We start from the raw sequence: 15776 nt of genomic DNA, 5'->3' as shown, positions 1-15776 counted from the left end.
GTCTCAGCATGCGGCGGGGGGTGATCGCGACCACACGCAGGTACCGAAGAGCGGGACAAGGTGGGCCGTCCTGCTGCATCGTGCGGCACTGGTCCGGTCCAGCCGACCGGCCCCCGGGCCGCCAGGTCCCGCTCACCGGGATCGGGGCCGAGGGGGTGCCCGCGGTCACACTCATGCTCGGCCCCAAGGTCCAAGTCCCCGCATCGCCCGATCGGCTGGAGTGAGGGACGACCGGCCGTCGCTCTCGGGTAGTGCGACCACGCCCCGGAGCCGTTCGCCGCCACCAGGCGGCCGCGGGCTCCGACTGTCATCCCCTACCTGCCGCCGCCTCGGCGGTCAGCCCAAAGGAGAACCAACCAGATGAGAAACCTCAGGAGTTCGCGCGTTGCCGGGCTGGGCATCGCCGCCCTCACCCTGGCGCTCACCGCCGGCGCATGCGGATCGGACCGAGACAGCGAGGACGCAGGCGGGACCGGCGGCACCGAGTCGTCGCAGGGCGCCTCGGCCACCGCGTTCGGCGACCTCGAGTCGCCCTGCGGAGACGGTGACGCCGCCGGCGCCACCGACCAGGGGGTCACCGACGACGCGATCACCATCGGGTACGGCGACGACCGCGGCTTCGCCGCGGCGCCGGGCCTCAACCAGGAGCTGGGCGACGGCGTCAAGGCGATGATCGAGTGGTGCAACGAGCAGGGTGGCATCAACGGCCGCCAGGTCGTCGGCAACCAGTACGACGCCGCGATGACCAACGCCGCCTCCGTGATGCAGAAGTCGTGCGCGCAGGACTTCATGCTCGTGGGTGAGGGCTTCGCCTACGACGAGGCCGCCGAGCAGTTCCGCGTCGGCTGCGACCTGCCTGCCGTCGCCGCGTTCACGATCGGCTCCAACGCCACGATGGGCCCGAACAAGTTCGAGTCGGTCCCGCGCCCGGTGGACTTCTTCAACGGCACGCTCATGGACGTGAACATGAAGGTCTACCCGGAGATCGCGGAGGGTGTCACCGCCCTCGGCTCGACCTCGCCGCCCATCCAGCAGGGCGCCAGCAAGGTGATGGACATCGCCGCCAAGCTCGGCGCCAAGGTCGAGGACTGCGGGGTCACCCTCAGCCAGGACGGTGAGGCCAACTACGTGCCGTTCGCCGAGAAGCTCAAGGAGTGCGACGCGTCCGCGCTGTGGGCCTCCAACAGCCCCAGCCCGATCGCCTTCGGCCTGCTCGAGGCGCTCCAGCGCGTCGACGCCGGCATGAAGTACGCCTTCGAGTCCACCTGGTACGGCGACATCACCTCGCAGTGGAACGCCCAGTCGGGCGCCGCTGACGGCCTGATCGCCAGCATGGTCTTCCAGCCCCTGGAGAACGCCGACGTCGTGCCCGCCGTCCAGGACTACATCGACATCGTCGACGGCGCCGGTGTGAAGAAGAGCCTGATCGGCATGCAGGCGGTCTCCGCCTTCCTGCTGTGGGCGGACGTCGCGAAGGACTGCGGCTCCGACCTGACCCGCGAGTGCATGGTCGACGGCCTCTCGAACGTCCACGAGTGGACCGGTGGCGGCCTGCACGCGGCCTCGGACCCGGGCGGCAACATGCCTCCCCACTGCGCTCTCGTCGTCCAGCTCGAGGGCGACGAGTTCACGCAGGTCTTCCCGGAGAAGCGCGGCGAGTTCGAGTGCGACGAGGCTCAGGTGATCCCGGTCGACCCGGCCACCGCGGGCGTCAAGCTCGACGCTGACCGCATCTCCACCGCCTTCGCCAAGTAGCCAAGTAGTAGCCAGTCCGTTCCCCGTCCACGGCCGGCCGCCCCGCGCGGCCGGCCGTGGCGGGATCCCCGCGATCCGTCCGAGGTGACCCCCGAGGTGAGCCCCGCATGACCCTCTTCCTGACCTTCACCGTTCTGGGCCTGGTGCTCGGCTCGGTCTACGCGATCGCCGCGTCCGGCCTGGTGCTGACCTACAACACGTCGGGCATCTTCAACTTCGCCCACGGCGCGCAGGCCATGATCGGCGCGTTCCTCTACTACCAGCTGCAGGTGGTGTGGGGTGTCCCCACCCTGCTGGCTGTGCTGATCCTGCTGCTCGTCGTCGGCCCGGTGATGGGCTTCCTGCTGCACCGCTTCATCATGGGCGGGCTGCGCGACACCGCCGAGGTGACCAAGATCGTGGTCACGGTGGCGATCCTGCTCGGCTTCGTGTCGCTGTCCCACTGGGTGTGGGACCCGCAGGAGGCCCGGATGTCGAAGATGTTCTTCGGCGTCGACAGCTACGTCACCGTCGGCGGCGTCGTCATCCGCTACCACGAGATCATCTGCCTGCTCGCCGCGGCGGCCATCGCGATCGGCCTCCGGCTGCTGTTCACCCGCTCCCGGATGGGCGTGCTGATGCGCGCCACCGTCGACGACCCGGACCTGTTGCGGCTCAACGGCCACGACCCCGAGCGGATCGCCGCGCTCGCCTGGGCGCTCGGCTCGACCCTCGCGGTGCTCGCCGGCATCCTGATCACGCCGGTCGCCGGCGGCGCCCTGGAGGCCAACGCGCTGACCCTGCTGGTCATCGACGCGTTCGCCGCCGCCCTGTTCGGCCGCCTGCGCAGCATCCCGCGCACCTTCGTCGGCGCCGTCGCCCTCGGCCTGGCCAGCACCTACCTGGTCGCCTACGCGCCGACCGAGTGGACCTGGATCACCAACCTGCGCGACGCGCTGCCCATGATCATCCTGTTCATCGTCCTGCTCGTGCTGCCGCAGGACCGGCTGCGCGGCGCGGCCGTCCGCACCCGCGAGCGCTACGAGGTGCCGACGGTACGACGCGCCGCCGTGTGGGCGCTCGTGATGGTCGTGGTGACCGTGGCCTTCCGCCAGCTGATCGACGACTCCAGCGTCGGCACCCTGGTGCTCGGCCTGTCCTTCGCGATCGTCGCGCTCTCGCTCACGCTGCTGACCGGCTACGCCGGCGAGCTCAACCTGGCGCCGATCTCCTTCGGTGCGATCGCCACCATTGTGGCCTTCCACAGCGGCATCAGCGGCGAGGGCCTCGATTCCCGGATGAGCATCGTCGGGCTGGTGCTCGGCGTCCTTGCCGCAGCCGTCACCGGGGCTCTGGTGGCGCTGCCCGCGCTGCGCCTGCGCGGGCTCTACCTGGCCCTCGCGACGCTGGCCTTCGGCGGCTTCGTCTCCTCGATGGTGCTGCGCGAGACCCAGACGCGCTCGTGGTTCGGCCACGACTTCGCGGTCTTCCCCAACGGCAACCTGATCATGTCGCCGCTGAAGGTCGGGCCGCTCGACCTGGCGAACCAGGACACCTTCCTCTACACCGTCGCCGCGGTCTTCGCGGTGCTCGGCGTCGGGGTGGTCGCGCTGCGCAACAGCGGCTACGGCCGCCGCCTGGCCGCGATGAAGGACAGCCCCGCGGCCGCGGTGATGCTCGGCCAGCGGCTGGTGCGGCTGAAGCTGTCGGTCTTCATGATCTCGACCGGCATCGCCGGACTCGGCGGCATCTTCATGTCGATGGCGCTCAGCTCGGTCACCTCCGAGCACTTCGTCTACACGCTGAGCCTGTCGCTGGTGATGCTCACCGTCGTCGGCGGCATCGGCTACGTGAGCGGCGCGCTGTTCGGCGGCCTGCTCGCGGGCGGCGGCTTCGCGCTGGTCGTCGGCACCTTCAACGAGCTCTCGATCGAGCACCCGGTGCACACGGAGACCTTCAGCCTCCTGTCCCACCTGTTCCTGGTGGCGACCGCGCTCATCGGCATCGGGGTCGGGGAGAACCCGAGCGGCAACCTCTACCAGATCTTCGGCAGCCAGCGGCTGCTCAGCCGGGCTCCCGAGGTGCGGTACGCCGCTCTGGGGCTCACCGCGGTCCTCTACGTGCTGACGTTCGTCGAGGTGATCGGCACCTGGACCTTCGGCATCGCGCTGATGGTCCTGTGGCTGGCCCTCCCGGCGCTGGGCACCGCCCTGCGACCGACCCGGCTGCTCACCCCCGAGCAGCTGGAGGCCCGCCGGACCACGCCGCTGGAGCTGGTCGGCATCGACACGCCGTACCCCGAGACCCTGGCCGAGCACCTGGACCGCGAGCTCGGGCTGCCCGCCCGGCACCGCGGCACCACCTCGGCCCCGACCCAGCCCCTCGCCCCCCAGGAGGACGTGCAGCATGTCCCCGTCTGAGACCCTGCTCGAGACCCACGGCGTCGTGGTCCGCTTCGGTGGCAACACCGCCGTCGACCAGGTCGGCATCGACATCCGCGCCGGCGCGGTCACCGGGCTGATCGGGCCCAACGGCGCCGGCAAGACGACCCTCTACAACTGCATCACCGGCATGCAGCGCCCCAACGCGGGCCGGATCGTCTTCGGCGGCACCGACATCACCCGGACCGCGCCGGGGACGCGCGCCCGGATGGGCATGGCCCGGACCTTCCAGCGCCTCGAGCTCTTCCTCTCCCTCAGCGTCCGCGACAACATCCGGGTCGCCGGCGACATCGTGCGGGCCAACACCCGCCGCCGCTTCGACCTGGAGGCGGAGACCCGCCGGGTCCTGGAGCTGACCGGTCTCACCGACATCGCCGACCGGGACGTCTCGGACATCCCGACCGGTCGGGCCCGGGTCGTGGAGGTCGCCCGTGCGCTGATGACCCAGCCCCGGCTGCTGCTGCTCGACGAGCCGGCCTCCGGCCAGACCGAGCAGGAGACCGAGGAGTTCGCCGCGATGCTGCGCGGCCTGGCCGACGACGGCCTGGGCGTCTGCCTCGTGGAGCACGACCTGCCGCTCGTGATGGGGCTCTGCACGCGCATCCACGTCCTCGACCACGGCGTGCTGATCGCCTCGGGCACGCCGGCCGAGGTGCAGGCCTCGCCCGAGGTCATCGAGGCCTACATCGGATCGGAGGTCGTGGCGTGACCGTCACCGAACCCACCCCGGCGCCAGGCGCCGCCGCGACGGAGGAACCGCTCGTCGAGCTGGTCGGCGTCCGGGCCGCCTACGGCGCCATCGAGGTGCTCAAGGGCGTCGACCTCACGGTCCCCGCGGGCGCCGTGGTCGCGCTGCTCGGCCCCAACGGCGGCGGCAAGACCACGACCATGAAGATCGTCAGCGGCCTGATGCCCAGCACCTCGGGGGAGCTGCGGATCGCGGGACGCAACGTCACCGGCATCACCGCCACCGAGGCCAGCCGGCTCGGCGTCTGCTCGATCCCGGAGGGTCGCGGAGTCTTCGCCAACCTCACCGTCCGCGAGAACCTCTGGGTCGCCACGGGCACCGGACGCAAGCTCGCCGAGATCGAGGAGGCGGCCTACGCCCGCTTCCCCAAGCTGTCCGAGCGGCGCAACCAGCTCGCAGGCTCGATGTCCGGCGGCGAGCAGCAGATGCTCTCGCTCTCCCGGGCGCTCGGGACCGACCCCGTCGTCCTGCTGCTCGACGAGCTCTCGATGGGCCTCGCGCCGATGATCGTCTCGCAGATGTACGAGATCGTCGGCCAGCTCGCCGCCGAGGGCATCTCCATCCTCGTCGCCGAGCAGTTCGCACGCGTCGTACTGCCCATCGCCGACACCGCGGCCCTGATGCTCGGTGGCCGCGTCGTCAGGGTCGGACGCCCTGCCGAGATCGAAGACGAACTCTCCACCACCTACCTGGGAGGCTGACATGCTCACCGAAGAACGCCGCACCGAGTTCCACAACGAGGTGGCCGGCCACAAGCTGAAGGCCGACAGCTCGAAGTCCGACGGCCCCGTGCGGATCGTCGGCATCCTGCTGATGATCGGCGGCGCGATCGGCGCCTTCGTCGCCTACAACGCCTCCGGGGGACAGTCGGACACCCGCGACATCCTGTCCAGCCTGATCCTCGCCGTGGCGTTCCTGGGCCTGATCGGCATCGGCGCGGCCCTCTACGTCGCGACCGCTCTGGCCCGGGTGCTGCGGCTGTGGCTGCTGCGCCAGCTCGTCGAGGGGCAGGCGCAGACCGACCAGATCGACGCCGCCCTGCGCGAGCGCGGGTAGCCGGACCGGTGCCCAGCGAGCACCCGCTCGACCGCCTCGACGCCACCGGGCTCGCCGCCGCACTGCGCGCCGGCGAGATCGGCGCGCGGGAGGTCGTCGAGGAGTCGATCAGCCGGATCGAGCGCCACGATCCGGCGCTCAACGCGATCGCGCACGAGCGCTTCGAGCAGGCGCTCGCCGAGGTCGACGCGGGTCTGCCCGACGGGCCACTGCGCGGCGTACCGGTGCTGATCAAGGACCTGTACGCCGATGTCGCCGGCCTGCCCTCGACGCGGGGCAGCCGGCTGTTCGCCGACCTCGTCCCGGACGAGGACAGCGAGCTCGTACGCCGCTACCGGGCCGCGGGCGCGGTCGTGCTCGGCACCACCAACGTGCCCGAGTTCGGCCTGAACGCGAGCACCGAGGGCCAGCTCTTCGGCCCGTGCCGCAACCCGCGTGACCTCGAGTGCTCGCCCGGTGGCTCCAGCGGTGGCTCCGCGGTCGCCGTCGCGACCGGGATGGTGCCGGTGGCCACGGCCAGCGACGGGGGCGGCTCGATCAGGATCCCGGCGTCGATGAACGGGCTGTTCGGGCTCAAGCCGGGACGGGGCCGGGTCAGCCCGGCGCCGTACCCCAGCCTGCTCGCGGGGCCGGTGAGCGTGCACCACGCGCTGACCACGACGGTGCGCGACAGTGCGCTGCTGCTCGACGTGTCCCACGGCTCGCTGCCCGGCGACGCGTTCGCGGCGCCGACACCGGAGGCGCCGTTCGTCGAGCTCGCCGCGCGGGCACCGGGCCGGCTGCGGGTCGGGCTGGCCACCGCGCCGGGCGACGGGGCGGAGGCCTCCGCGGAGGTGCTCGCCGTCCTGAGACGGGCCGCCGATCTGCTCGCCGACCTCGGCCACGAGATCGTCGAGACCACCCTCGACTACGTCCTCGAGGAGTCCCAGGGCGGGGGAGCGGTGCTGATGGGCTCCGGGTTCGCGGCCGCCGTCGACGCCCGGCTCGCCGTCCTGGGGCGGGAGCTGCGCGAGGACGACCTGGAGCCGTTCAGCCGGATCCTCTACGAGCACTACAGCTCCTCGCTGAGCGGCCCCGACGTGACCCGGGCGATGGAGACCGCGCAGCGCGTGGGCTGGCGGCTGGGCCGGCAGCTGCGCACCTACGACGTGCTCCTGACCCCGACGCTGGCCGAGCCGGTGCCGCCGCTCGGCACCCTGGACACGACGCGCCCCGAGACGATCTGGGAGCACGCCGGCCGCTTCGCGGCGTTCACCAGCGTCTTCAACCTGACCGGTCAGCCGGCGATGTCGCTGCCTCTCGGCAACGACGCGCGCGGGCTGCCGATCGGGGTCCAGGTCGCCGCCGATCTGGGCGGGGAGGGGTTGCTGCTGTCGCTGGCGACCCAGGTCGAGCAGGCCGCCCCCTGGGAGCGTCGGGCACCGGGCTACTGACCCCCGACGTGGCCCCGGCTCCCAGCCAGCGGGATCACCGAGGGGCGTAGTCGGGGCCGGCTCGCTACGGTCGAAGCGCGACCGATCGCTGGTGACCCGCGACGTCGCCGGCCGCCACGTCGCGGCCGTACGCCGTCCCGCCCTGCCGGACGGCTGCCCCGCCACGAGCACCGACCACCGAGCATCCAGAGGAGCCCCATGGACCTGCGGGAGACACCGGCCCAGCTGCAGCTGCGCAAGGAGCTGCGGACGTACTTCGCCGGGCTGCTTCCCGAGGACGAGCGCCGCGAGGTCGGTGAGGCGGGCGCCGGCGGCGACCGCTTCCGCGAGGTCGTGAAGATGCTCGGCCGCGACGGCTGGCTCGGAGTCGGCTGGCCGAAGGAGTACGGCGGTCAGGGCCGCTCGATCGAGGAGCAGTACGTCTTCTTCGACGAGATCCAGCGCGCCGGCCTGCCGTTCCCGTTCGTCACCGTCAACACCGTCGGCCCGACGCTGATGGAGTACGGCACCGAGGAGCAGAAGCAGGCCTACCTGCCGGGGATCCTCGCCGGGGACATCATCTTCGCCATCGGCTACACCGAGCCCGAGGCCGGCACCGACCTGGCCTCGCTGCGCACGCGCGCGGTCCGGGACGGCGACGACTTCGTCGTCGACGGCAGCAAGATCTTCACCACCGGCGGCAACACCGCCCACTACGTCTGGCTCGCGGTCCGCACCGACCCCGACGCGCCCAAGCACAAGGGGATCTCGATCCTGATCGTGCCGTGCGACGACCCGGGCTACACGTGGAGCCCGATCCAGGCGGTCGGCGGCATGATGGTGACGGCGACGTACTACTCCAACATCCGGGTGCCCGCCGGCAGCGTCGTCGGCGAGGTCGACGGTGGCTGGCGGCTGCTCACCGCCCAGCTCAACCACGAGCGGGTGGGTCTGGCAGCGCTCGGCGGCCGGATGACCCAGCTGTGGGAGCACACCCTGGCCTGGGCCAAGGAGACCGGCGTCATCGAGCAGCCGTGGGTGCAGCAGGAGCTGGCCCGCAGCTACGCCAAGCTCGAGGCGATGCGGCTGATGAACTGGAAGATGACCGCCGCGGTCGGCGACGGCACCCTCACCGGTGTCACAGCCGGTGCGGCCAAGACCTACGGCACCGAGACCCACATCGACGTCCAGCGCAGCCTGAGCCAGGTGCTCGGCGCCGCAGGGCGGATCCGCACGGGCTCGGCCGGCGCCGTACTCGCCGGCCAGGTGGAGCAGCTCTCGCGGCAGGGCATCGTCAACACCTTCGGCGGCGGCGTGAACGACGTGCTGCGCGACATGGTCGCCACCCAGGGCCTCGGCCTGCCGAGGGCGAAGCGGTGAGCGGGACGGACGAGGCCTTCGAGCAGCGGCTGTCGGCGTTCGTCGGCCGGGTGCTCGTCGAGCGCCGCCCGGCCACGGACCCGGTCAACCAGCCGATGATCCGGCACTGGGTCGAGGCGATGGGCGACGAGAGCCCCGTCTACGTCTCGGACGACGCCGCGCGAGCCGCCGGTCGCCCCGGGGTCGTCGCCCCGGCGACGATGGTGCAGGCCTGGACCATGCGCGGGTACGCCGCGTCGGTCGCGCCCAGTGCCGAGCCGTCGTCCTTCGACGAGCTCGTCGACCTGCTGGCCGAGGGCGGCTACAGCTCGGTGGTGGCCACCGACTCCGACCTGGAGTTCGTCCGCGAGCTGGTGCCGGGCGACCACGTCAGCGTCGAGGAGGTCGTCGAGGCGATCTCGCCGGACAAGACCACCGGGCTCGGTGTCGGCCGGTTCGTGACCACGCTGAAGACCTACCGCGACGCCGACGGCGAGGTCGTCGCCACCCAGCGCTGGCGCACGCTGCGCTTCAAGCCCAAGCCCGCCGCCGAGGAGGCCCCGGCGAAGCCGCTCCGGCCCCGGCCGGCGGTCAACCTCGACAACGCCTTCTGGTTCGAGGCCGCCCGGGAGCGCCGGCTGGTCGTGCAGCGCTGCGCGCAGTGCGGCACGCTGCGGCACCCGCCCGGCCCCTGCTGCCCGGAGTGCCAGTCCTTCGAGTGGGACACCGTCGAGGCCTCCGGCCGCGGCACGCTCTACTCCTACGTCGTCGCCCACCACCCGCGGCACCCCGCGTTCGACTTCCCGCTGCTGATCGCGTTGGTCGAGCTCGACGAGGGCACCCGGCTGATCACCAACCTCACCGGTGTCAGCCCCGAGGACGTCGTCATCGGCATGCCGCTCGAGGTCGCCTGGCACGACGCCGACTCCGAGCTGACCCTCCCGCTCTTCCGCCCCGTCACCGATCCCGCCTGAGGAGCCTCCCGTGGACTTCACCCTGGACGAGGACCAGCTCGCCGTCGCCGAGCTGGCCCGCACCATCCTCGACGACCGGGCCACCACCGACCGCGTCCGCGCCGTCGAGTCGACGCCCTCCCGGGTCGACGAGGACCTGTGGCACGAGCTCGGCAAGGCCGGCCTCCTCGGTCTCGCGCTGCCGGAGGCCGACGGCGGCGCCGGCCTCGGCCTGGCCGCGCTGGCCGTGGTCCTGGAGGAGCAGGGGCGCCACGTCGCCCCGGTCCCGCTGTGGTCGCACGCGGTCGCCGCGTGGGCCGTCGCCCGCCACGGTGACGACGCGCTGCGCGCCGAGCTCCTCCCGGGTGCCGCGGACGGCAGCCTCCGGCTCACCCTCGCGCTCGAGGAGTACGACGCCCGCCCGCCCGCGCAGCCCGCGTGCCAGGCCACCCGGGGCGCGGACGGCTGGCGGCTGAGCGGCGTGAAGGCCGCCGTGCCGTCGTACGCCGGTGCCGAGCACGTGCTCGTCTCCGCGACCGGTCCCGAGGGCCCGGCCCTGTTCGTGCTGCCCCGTGAGGGCGCCGGCACGACCTGGCAGCGCACCGACACCACGAGCCACGACATCGCCGGGGAGCTCGTCCTGGACGGCGCCGTCGCGCGCCAGGTCGGCGGGGGAGAGGCGCTCGCCGACACCCTGCGGGCCGCGGCGGTGGCCCTGGCCGCGCTCCAGGTCGGTGTCGCCGACGGCGCGCTGCGCCTCGCCGGGACCTACACCTCCGGTCGCGAGCAGTTCGGCCGGCCGCTGGCCACCTTCCAGTCGCTGCAGCACCAGCTCGCCGACTGCTGGATCGACATCGACGCCATGCGGGTGACCCTGTGGCAGGCCGTGCAGGCCGTCGACGAGGTCGCCGATGGGGTCGGCGCCGGGATCGACGGCGTCGACCGGGCCGTCCAGGTCGCGTCGTGGTGGCGTGCCCAGGCCGGGCTCGACGTCGTGCACCGCGTCCAGCACGTGCACGGCGGCATCGGCGTCGACGTCGACTACCCCGTGCACCGCCACTTCCTGTGGGGCCGCCAGCTCGCCGGCACCCTGGGCTCCCCGGCCTCCGTGCTCGCCGACCTCGGCGCCCGGCTGGTCGTCGAGGAGGTCGTGTCGTGAAGGTCGGCGACCAGCTGCCCCCGCTGGAGATCCCGCTGACCCGCACGATGATCGTGGCCTCGGCCATCGCCTCGCGCGACTACCAGGACGTGCACCACGACCCCGACCTGGCCGTGGCCCGTGGCTCGAAGGACGTCTTCATGAACATCCTGACCACCAACGGCCTGGTGGACCGCTACGTCACCTCCTGGGCCGGTCCCGCCGCCGTCGTCAAGCGGGTGCGGATCCGGCTCGGGGCGCCGAACTACCCCGGCGACACGATGACGCTGACCGGCACGGTCGCGTCCGTCGAGGACGGCCGGGTCTCGGTCGACGTGCGCGGCGACAACGCGCTGGGCACCCACGTCAGCGGCAGCGTCGAGGTCGAGCTCGAGATCGGGGTGGGGGCCCGATGAGCGGCCTCTCCGGAGCCAGCGCGATCGTCGGGATCGGCGCCACCGAGTTCTCCAAGGCCTCGGGCCGCAGCGAGCTGCAGCTGGCCTGCGAGGCGGTCACCGCCGCCATCGCCGACGCGGGCCTCAAGCCCTCCGACGTCGACGGCATGGTCACCTTCACCGCCGAGTCGAGCAGCGAGAACCACGTCGCGCGCAACGTCGGGATCGGCGACCTCTCGTTCTTCTCCCGCGTCCCGCACGGCGGTGGCGCGGCGTGCGGCACCGTCGCGCACGCGGCGGCGGCGATCTCCGCCGGGCTCGCCGACGTCGTGGTGTGCTGGCGCGCGTTCAACGAGCGCTCCGGCGAGCGCTACGGCCTCGGTCAGGCCGACCGGCCGATGGACATCAGCGCCGACCGGGCGGCGTACTCCTGGATGACGCCGTTCGGCCTCTCCACGCCCGCGCAGTGGGTGGCGATGTTCGCGCGCCGCTACATGCACGAGTACGGCGCCACCTCGGAGGACTTCGGCCGTATCGCGGTCATCGACCGCGCGCACGCCGCCACCAACCCGCAGGCGTGGTTCCACGGCCGGCCGATCACCCTGGCCGAGCACCAGGAGTCGCGCTGGATCGCCGAGCCGCTGCACCTGCTCGACTGCTGCCAGGAGACCGACGGCGGACAGGCGGTCGTCGTCGTCTCCGCCGAGCGGGCGCGCGACCTGCCGAACACGCCGGCGTACATCGTGGGCGCCGCGCAGGGCTCCGGTGCGGACCAGCACATGATGACCTCCTACTACCGCCCCTCCATCTCCGGCATCCCGGAGATGGGCGTCGTCGGCCGCCAGCTGTGGGGACAGAGTGGGCTGTCGCCGCAGGACGTGCAGGCGCTGGTGCTCTACGACCACTTCACGCCGTTCGTGCTCCCGCAGCTGGAGGAGCTCGGCTTCTGCGGCCGCGGCGAGGCACGGCACTTCATCGCCGACGGCCACCTCGACCCGGGCGGGCCGATGCCGCTCAACACCCACGGCGGCCAGCTGGGCGAGGCGTACCTGCACGGGATGAACGGCATCGCCGAGGCGGTCCGGCTGGTCCGGGGGACCTCGGTCAACCAGCCGCACGAGGTCAGCAACGTGCTGGTCACGGCGGGCACCGGCGTGCCCACCAGCGGCCTGGTGCTGGGCGCGTCCTCGTAGGTCTCGCCCCTCAGAGGGCGGACGGGTGCCGGCCCAGTGGGGTCACCTCGATCGTCATGTAGGGAAAGAGCGGCAGTCCCCAGAGCAGCTCGTGGAGGGCGTCGTTGTCGGCGACCTCGAAGATGCTCAGGTTGGAGTACTGACCGGTGATCCGCCAGATGTGGGCCCACTGCCCGGAGCGCTGCAGGTCCTGGCTGTAGGCCTTCTCCCGGGCCAGGAGCTCGTCACGGCCCGGGAGGTCGCTCGGCAGGTCCACGTCCATGCGGACGGCGTAGAGCGCCACGTCAGGCGGGGTCGAGCACGAAGTCGTAGGTGACCTCGTTGCCCTGGCCGTCGGCGCGCGGCGTCGGGGTCAGCAGCAGCTCGGGCTTCACGGCATCGGCGATGTCGGTGCCGACGTACTCCCCACCCTCGAAGTAGAGCTGGGTGGTGATGAGCAGGTGGTCGGGCGCCGAGACCTTCAGGTGGATGTGGGCGGGCCGCCAGGCGTGCCAGCCGGCGGCCGTGATCAGGGTGCCGCAGGAGCCGTCCGTGGGGATCTGGTACGGCGCCGGCTGCATCGTGTTGATCGCGAAGCGGCCCTCGTCGTCGGTGATCACGCGCCCGCGGAAGAGCCACTCCGGGAGGCCGGGTGCGAACTGGGAGTAGAAGCCGAGGTCGTCGGCGTGCCAGATGTCGACGACGGCAGCGGACAGCGGCGTGCCGTCGACGGCGCGGACCTGACCCTGGAAGCGCAGCGGGGTCCCGGGCTCGTCGGCCCGCATCTCGAGGGTGCACTCGGCGGGCAGCATCGGGGCGTCGGGGATGTAGTAGGGGCCCTCGATGGTGCCCTTGCTGCCCTCGCGGTCGGCGTTGGCGACCTCCTCGACGACGTGCTCCAGCCAGACGTCGAGGAAGAGGGGCCACTCGCCGTCGAGGCCGACCTGGATCATCCACTTCTTCAGGTAGTCGTACTCCTCGTAGGTCACCTGCTTGTCCCGGATGACGTCGTGGAGCGCCTTGATTGCGGCGGTGGCGACCTCGTCGACCCGCTCCGTCGGGATGGTCGAGCCACCGGCCAGCTTGCTCTGGAAGACCCGGGTGGCGTTCGCGCCGGAGTCGGCCGCGCGGGCGGTCCGCTCGAGGTCGGTGGAGTTGTCGAGCTCGGTCATCGTGGTGCTCCGTTTCGTCTGGATGGTGCGAAGTCGGCCGGTGCGGATCCGGATGGTGCGGATCCGGGCTCAGCGGTCCTGGCGGTAGCGCGCGAGCTTGTCCTCGTCGATGACGAGGCCGAGGCCGGGTCCCTGTCGTACGGCGAGCTCGCCGTCCTGGATCGTCAGGGGATCGGCGAGCAGGTCGTCGGTCATGTCGAGGTAGTTGGAGAGCTCGCCGGCCCGCCGGGCGGTGAGCGGGTGGGCGGCGCCGAAGGCGGCGGCGCACAGGGAGCCGACCTGGGTGTCGATCTGGTTCCCGATGACCACCTCGACGCCCAGCCCCTCGCACAGGCCGAGCACCAGCTGGCTCGTCGTGAACCCGGTCCGCGAGGTCTTGATGCTGATGCCGGTCGCGGCGCCGTTCAGCAGCTCCCGGGTGACCTCGCCCGGCCGGGAGACGCTCTCGTCGGCGAACATCGGGATCGTCGACTGCTGCACCAGCCAGCGCCGGCCGAGCACGTCGTCGGCGGGGCAGAGCTCCTCGGCGAAGGTCAGGTCGAGATCGCGCATCTCCTGCAGGGCGCGGGCCGCCTCGCTCGGCGTCCAGCCGCGGTTGCCGTCGACGTACAGCTCGACGTCCGGGCCGAGGGCGACGCGCAGGGCGCGGCAGGCCTCGACGTCGTCGCGGTACGGCTTGCGTCCCACCTTGACCTTGAACGTCGAGATCCCGTGCTCGTCGCGGATCCGCTCCGCCTCGGCGACCATCTCCTCGGCGGGAGCGAAGCCGACCATGTGCGAGACCCGCATCCGGTCGGTGAAGCCGCCGAGCAGCTCGCTGACGGAGACGCCGAGGCTCTGGCCGATGGCGTCCCAGATGGCCATGTCGACGGCCGCCTTGGCGACCGGGTTGCCGACGGTCCGCTCCAGGCGGCTGCGGACCACCTCGCGTTCCAGGATCCCGAGGCCGACCAGCTGCGGGCCGAAGTGGTCGGCGACGATCGAGCGCACCGAGACCTGGGTCTCGCCGTACGTGAACGGGCGGGGCGGGGCGTCGGCGGTCCCGACGATCCCGCCGTCGGTGTGCACCCGGACGAGCACGTGCTCCGCGGTGGCGACCTCGCCGCTCGCGAAGCGCAGGGGCTTGCGGTAGGGGATCGCGTAGGGGATGGCTTCGATCCCGCTGATCTTCATGGGACGAGCGTCACACGGGGATCAGGATGAGTGAAGGACAGATTTCGTCTCGATTGAGACGTCAGAAATCTTGATTGACCAGCCGGCTGATGATCTCGACCGCACGGAGGACGGCCGGGTCGGCCTCGTTGCGGCGGGTGGCGACGGCGAGCGCCACTGTCGGGATGCTGCCGGTGAGCGGTCGGTACGTCGCACCGGTGATGCGCAGGTGCTGCACCGAGCGCGGGACGAGGGCCACGCCGAGGCCGGCGGCGACGAAGGAGACGAGGGTCGAGGTCTCCGCGACCTCGGTGGCGCGCGGGGTGAAGCCGGCGCCGCGGCAGGCCTCCACGACGGCGTCGTGGATGACCGAGCGGTGCCGGGACGGGTAGCCGACCAGCGTCTCGTTGCGCAGGTCGGCGACGTCGACGTGGGTGCCGCCGGCCAGCGGATGCGACTCGGGGAGCACGGCGATCAGCGGCTCCTCGCGCAGGATCCGGGTGGTCAGGTCGGCGTCGCCCACGGGCGGTCGGAGCAGGCCGATGTCCAGGCGGCCATCGAGGAGTGCCTCGGTCTGGCTCGGGGTGAGCATCTCGCCGCGCAGGTCGAGCCCGACGCCGGGAAGCTCGTGGCGCAGTGCCCTGCTCAGCGTGGGCAGCAGCTCGTACGTCGCCGTGCCGGTGAACCCGATCGCGAGGTGCCCCAGCTCGCCGGCCGCGACCCGTCGGGCCTCGTCGGCGGCGGCCTCGACGCCGGCCAGCAGGGCGCGGGCGCGATCCAGGAAGGCCTCGCCGGCGGCGGTCAGCTCCACCCGTCGGGTCGAGCGGACGAGGAGCTGGACGCCGAGCTCGGCCTCGAGCTGCTTGACCTGCTGCGACAGCGGGGGCTGGGCGATGTGCAGCCGGGCCGCGGCCCGGCCGAAGTGGCACTCCTCCGCGACGGCGACGTAGTAGCGGAGATGGCGCAGCTCCATGCGACGAGGCTACGGGGGTGCTGGCCGACCCCAGCGCGTCGTACCCGTGCTGGCCGCGGATAGCCTGCGCC

Annotated in this window: 15 protein-coding genes; 11 read left to right on the top strand and 4 right to left on the bottom strand. The window is 72.2% G+C overall.

What is annotated here, in order from left to right; translation table 11 throughout:
- Positions 1–360 precede the first annotated feature (360 nt).
- From MUB56_RS20170 to MUB56_RS20120, 11 genes are all read left to right on the top strand, one after another.
- Entirely contained in the window at positions 361–1755 is a 1395-nt protein-coding gene (locus MUB56_RS20170; RefSeq protein WP_244928799.1) for an ABC transporter substrate-binding protein, read from the top strand.
- 107 nt (positions 1756–1862) lie between these two features.
- The gene (locus MUB56_RS20165) at positions 1863–4154 is read left to right on the top strand and encodes an ABC transporter permease (RefSeq protein WP_244928798.1); all 2292 of its coding nucleotides are present in this window, start codon (positions 1863–1865) and stop codon (positions 4152–4154) included.
- Positions 4141–4884 carry an ABC transporter ATP-binding protein gene (locus MUB56_RS20160; protein ID WP_244928797.1) on the top strand — a complete coding sequence of 248 codons (744 nt, stop codon included), beginning with the start codon at positions 4141–4143 and terminating at the stop codon, positions 4882–4884. The genes MUB56_RS20165 and MUB56_RS20160 overlap by 14 nt, the downstream gene beginning before the upstream one ends.
- Positions 4881–5624, top strand: a complete 744-nt coding sequence (locus tag MUB56_RS20155; RefSeq protein WP_244928796.1) for an ABC transporter ATP-binding protein — start codon at positions 4881–4883, stop codon at positions 5622–5624. Before MUB56_RS20160 ends, MUB56_RS20155 begins: the two co-directional genes overlap by 4 nt.
- Before the next feature lies 1 nt (position 5625).
- The gene (locus tag MUB56_RS20150) at positions 5626–5979 is read left to right on the top strand and encodes a hypothetical protein (RefSeq protein WP_244928795.1); all 354 of its coding nucleotides are present in this window, start codon (positions 5626–5628) and stop codon (positions 5977–5979) included.
- Positions 5980–5987: 8 nt separating this feature from the next.
- Positions 5988–7412 carry an amidase gene (locus MUB56_RS20145; RefSeq protein WP_244928794.1) on the top strand — a complete coding sequence of 475 codons (1425 nt, stop codon included), beginning with the start codon at positions 5988–5990 and terminating at the stop codon, positions 7410–7412.
- Positions 7413–7610: 198 nt separating this feature from the next.
- The gene (locus MUB56_RS20140; RefSeq protein ID WP_244928793.1) at positions 7611–8771 is read left to right on the top strand and encodes an acyl-CoA dehydrogenase family protein; all 1161 of its coding nucleotides are present in this window, start codon (positions 7611–7613) and stop codon (positions 8769–8771) included.
- Positions 8768–9724 carry an OB-fold domain-containing protein gene (locus MUB56_RS20135; RefSeq protein ID WP_244928792.1) on the top strand — a complete coding sequence of 319 codons (957 nt, stop codon included), beginning with the start codon at positions 8768–8770 and terminating at the stop codon, positions 9722–9724. The genes MUB56_RS20140 and MUB56_RS20135 overlap by 4 nt, the downstream gene beginning before the upstream one ends.
- A 10-nt stretch (positions 9725–9734) precedes the next feature.
- Positions 9735–10862 carry an acyl-CoA dehydrogenase family protein gene (locus MUB56_RS20130; RefSeq protein ID WP_244928791.1) on the top strand — a complete coding sequence of 376 codons (1128 nt, stop codon included), beginning with the start codon at positions 9735–9737 and terminating at the stop codon, positions 10860–10862.
- On the top strand, positions 10859–11257 hold the full coding sequence (locus MUB56_RS20125) for a MaoC family dehydratase (protein ID WP_244928790.1): 399 nt from the start codon (positions 10859–10861) through the stop codon (positions 11255–11257). Before MUB56_RS20130 ends, MUB56_RS20125 begins: the two co-directional genes overlap by 4 nt.
- Positions 11254–12429, top strand: a complete 1176-nt coding sequence (locus MUB56_RS20120) for a lipid-transfer protein (protein WP_244928789.1) — start codon at positions 11254–11256, stop codon at positions 12427–12429. The genes MUB56_RS20125 and MUB56_RS20120 overlap by 4 nt, the downstream gene beginning before the upstream one ends.
- A 10-nt stretch (positions 12430–12439) precedes the next feature.
- On the opposite strand, the gene catC is transcribed toward MUB56_RS20120, so the two are convergent.
- The 4 genes from catC to MUB56_RS20100 form a co-directional block, all read right to left on the bottom strand.
- Positions 12440–12712 (bottom strand): muconolactone Delta-isomerase, encoded by a 273-nt coding sequence (gene catC, locus MUB56_RS20115; protein ID WP_280637317.1) that lies wholly within the window; start codon positions 12710–12712, stop codon positions 12440–12442.
- Between the two features lies 1 nt (position 12713).
- Positions 12714–13580, bottom strand: coding sequence for a catechol 1,2-dioxygenase (gene catA / locus MUB56_RS20110; protein ID WP_244928787.1), 867 nt, complete (start codon positions 13578–13580; stop codon positions 12714–12716).
- A gap of 69 nt (positions 13581–13649) precedes the next feature.
- Complete coding sequence (locus tag MUB56_RS20105) at positions 13650–14753, bottom strand: enolase C-terminal domain-like protein (RefSeq protein WP_244928786.1); 1104 nt, start codon at positions 14751–14753, stop codon at positions 13650–13652.
- Between the two features lie 61 nt (positions 14754–14814).
- On the bottom strand, positions 14815–15705 hold the full coding sequence (locus MUB56_RS20100) for a LysR substrate-binding domain-containing protein (RefSeq protein ID WP_244928785.1): 891 nt from the start codon (positions 15703–15705) through the stop codon (positions 14815–14817).
- Positions 15706–15776: the final 71 nt, after the last annotated feature.

This window comes from Nocardioides sp. W7 (assembly GCF_022919075.1).
Taxonomy (GTDB): Bacteria; Actinomycetota; Actinomycetes; order Propionibacteriales; family Nocardioidaceae; genus Nocardioides.
This window is presented reverse-complemented; position numbering and strand designations above follow the sequence as displayed.

Excerpts from the sequence above, each read along its gene's own strand:
- MUB56_RS20165 (WP_244928798.1), top strand. The coding sequence starts at position 1,863 with ATGACCCTCTTCCTGACCTTCACCGTTCTGGGCCTGGTGCTCGGCTCG.
- MUB56_RS20120 (WP_244928789.1), top strand. The coding sequence starts at position 11,254 with ATGAGCGGCCTCTCCGGAGCCAGCGCGATCGTCGGGATCGGCGCCACC.
- catA (WP_244928787.1), bottom strand. The coding sequence starts at position 13,580 with ATGACCGAGCTCGACAACTCCACCGACCTCGAGCGGACCGCCCGCGCG.
- MUB56_RS20140 (WP_244928793.1), top strand. The coding sequence starts at position 7,611 with ATGGACCTGCGGGAGACACCGGCCCAGCTGCAGCTGCGCAAGGAGCTG.
- MUB56_RS20100 (WP_244928785.1), bottom strand. The coding sequence starts at position 15,705 with ATGGAGCTGCGCCATCTCCGCTACTACGTCGCCGTCGCGGAGGAGTGC.
- MUB56_RS20150 (WP_244928795.1), top strand. The coding sequence starts at position 5,626 with ATGCTCACCGAAGAACGCCGCACCGAGTTCCACAACGAGGTGGCCGGC.
- MUB56_RS20160 (WP_244928797.1), top strand. The coding sequence starts at position 4,141 with ATGTCCCCGTCTGAGACCCTGCTCGAGACCCACGGCGTCGTGGTCCGC.
- MUB56_RS20105 (WP_244928786.1), bottom strand. The coding sequence starts at position 14,753 with ATGAAGATCAGCGGGATCGAAGCCATCCCCTACGCGATCCCCTACCGC.
- MUB56_RS20170 (WP_244928799.1), top strand. The coding sequence starts at position 361 with ATGAGAAACCTCAGGAGTTCGCGCGTTGCCGGGCTGGGCATCGCCGCC.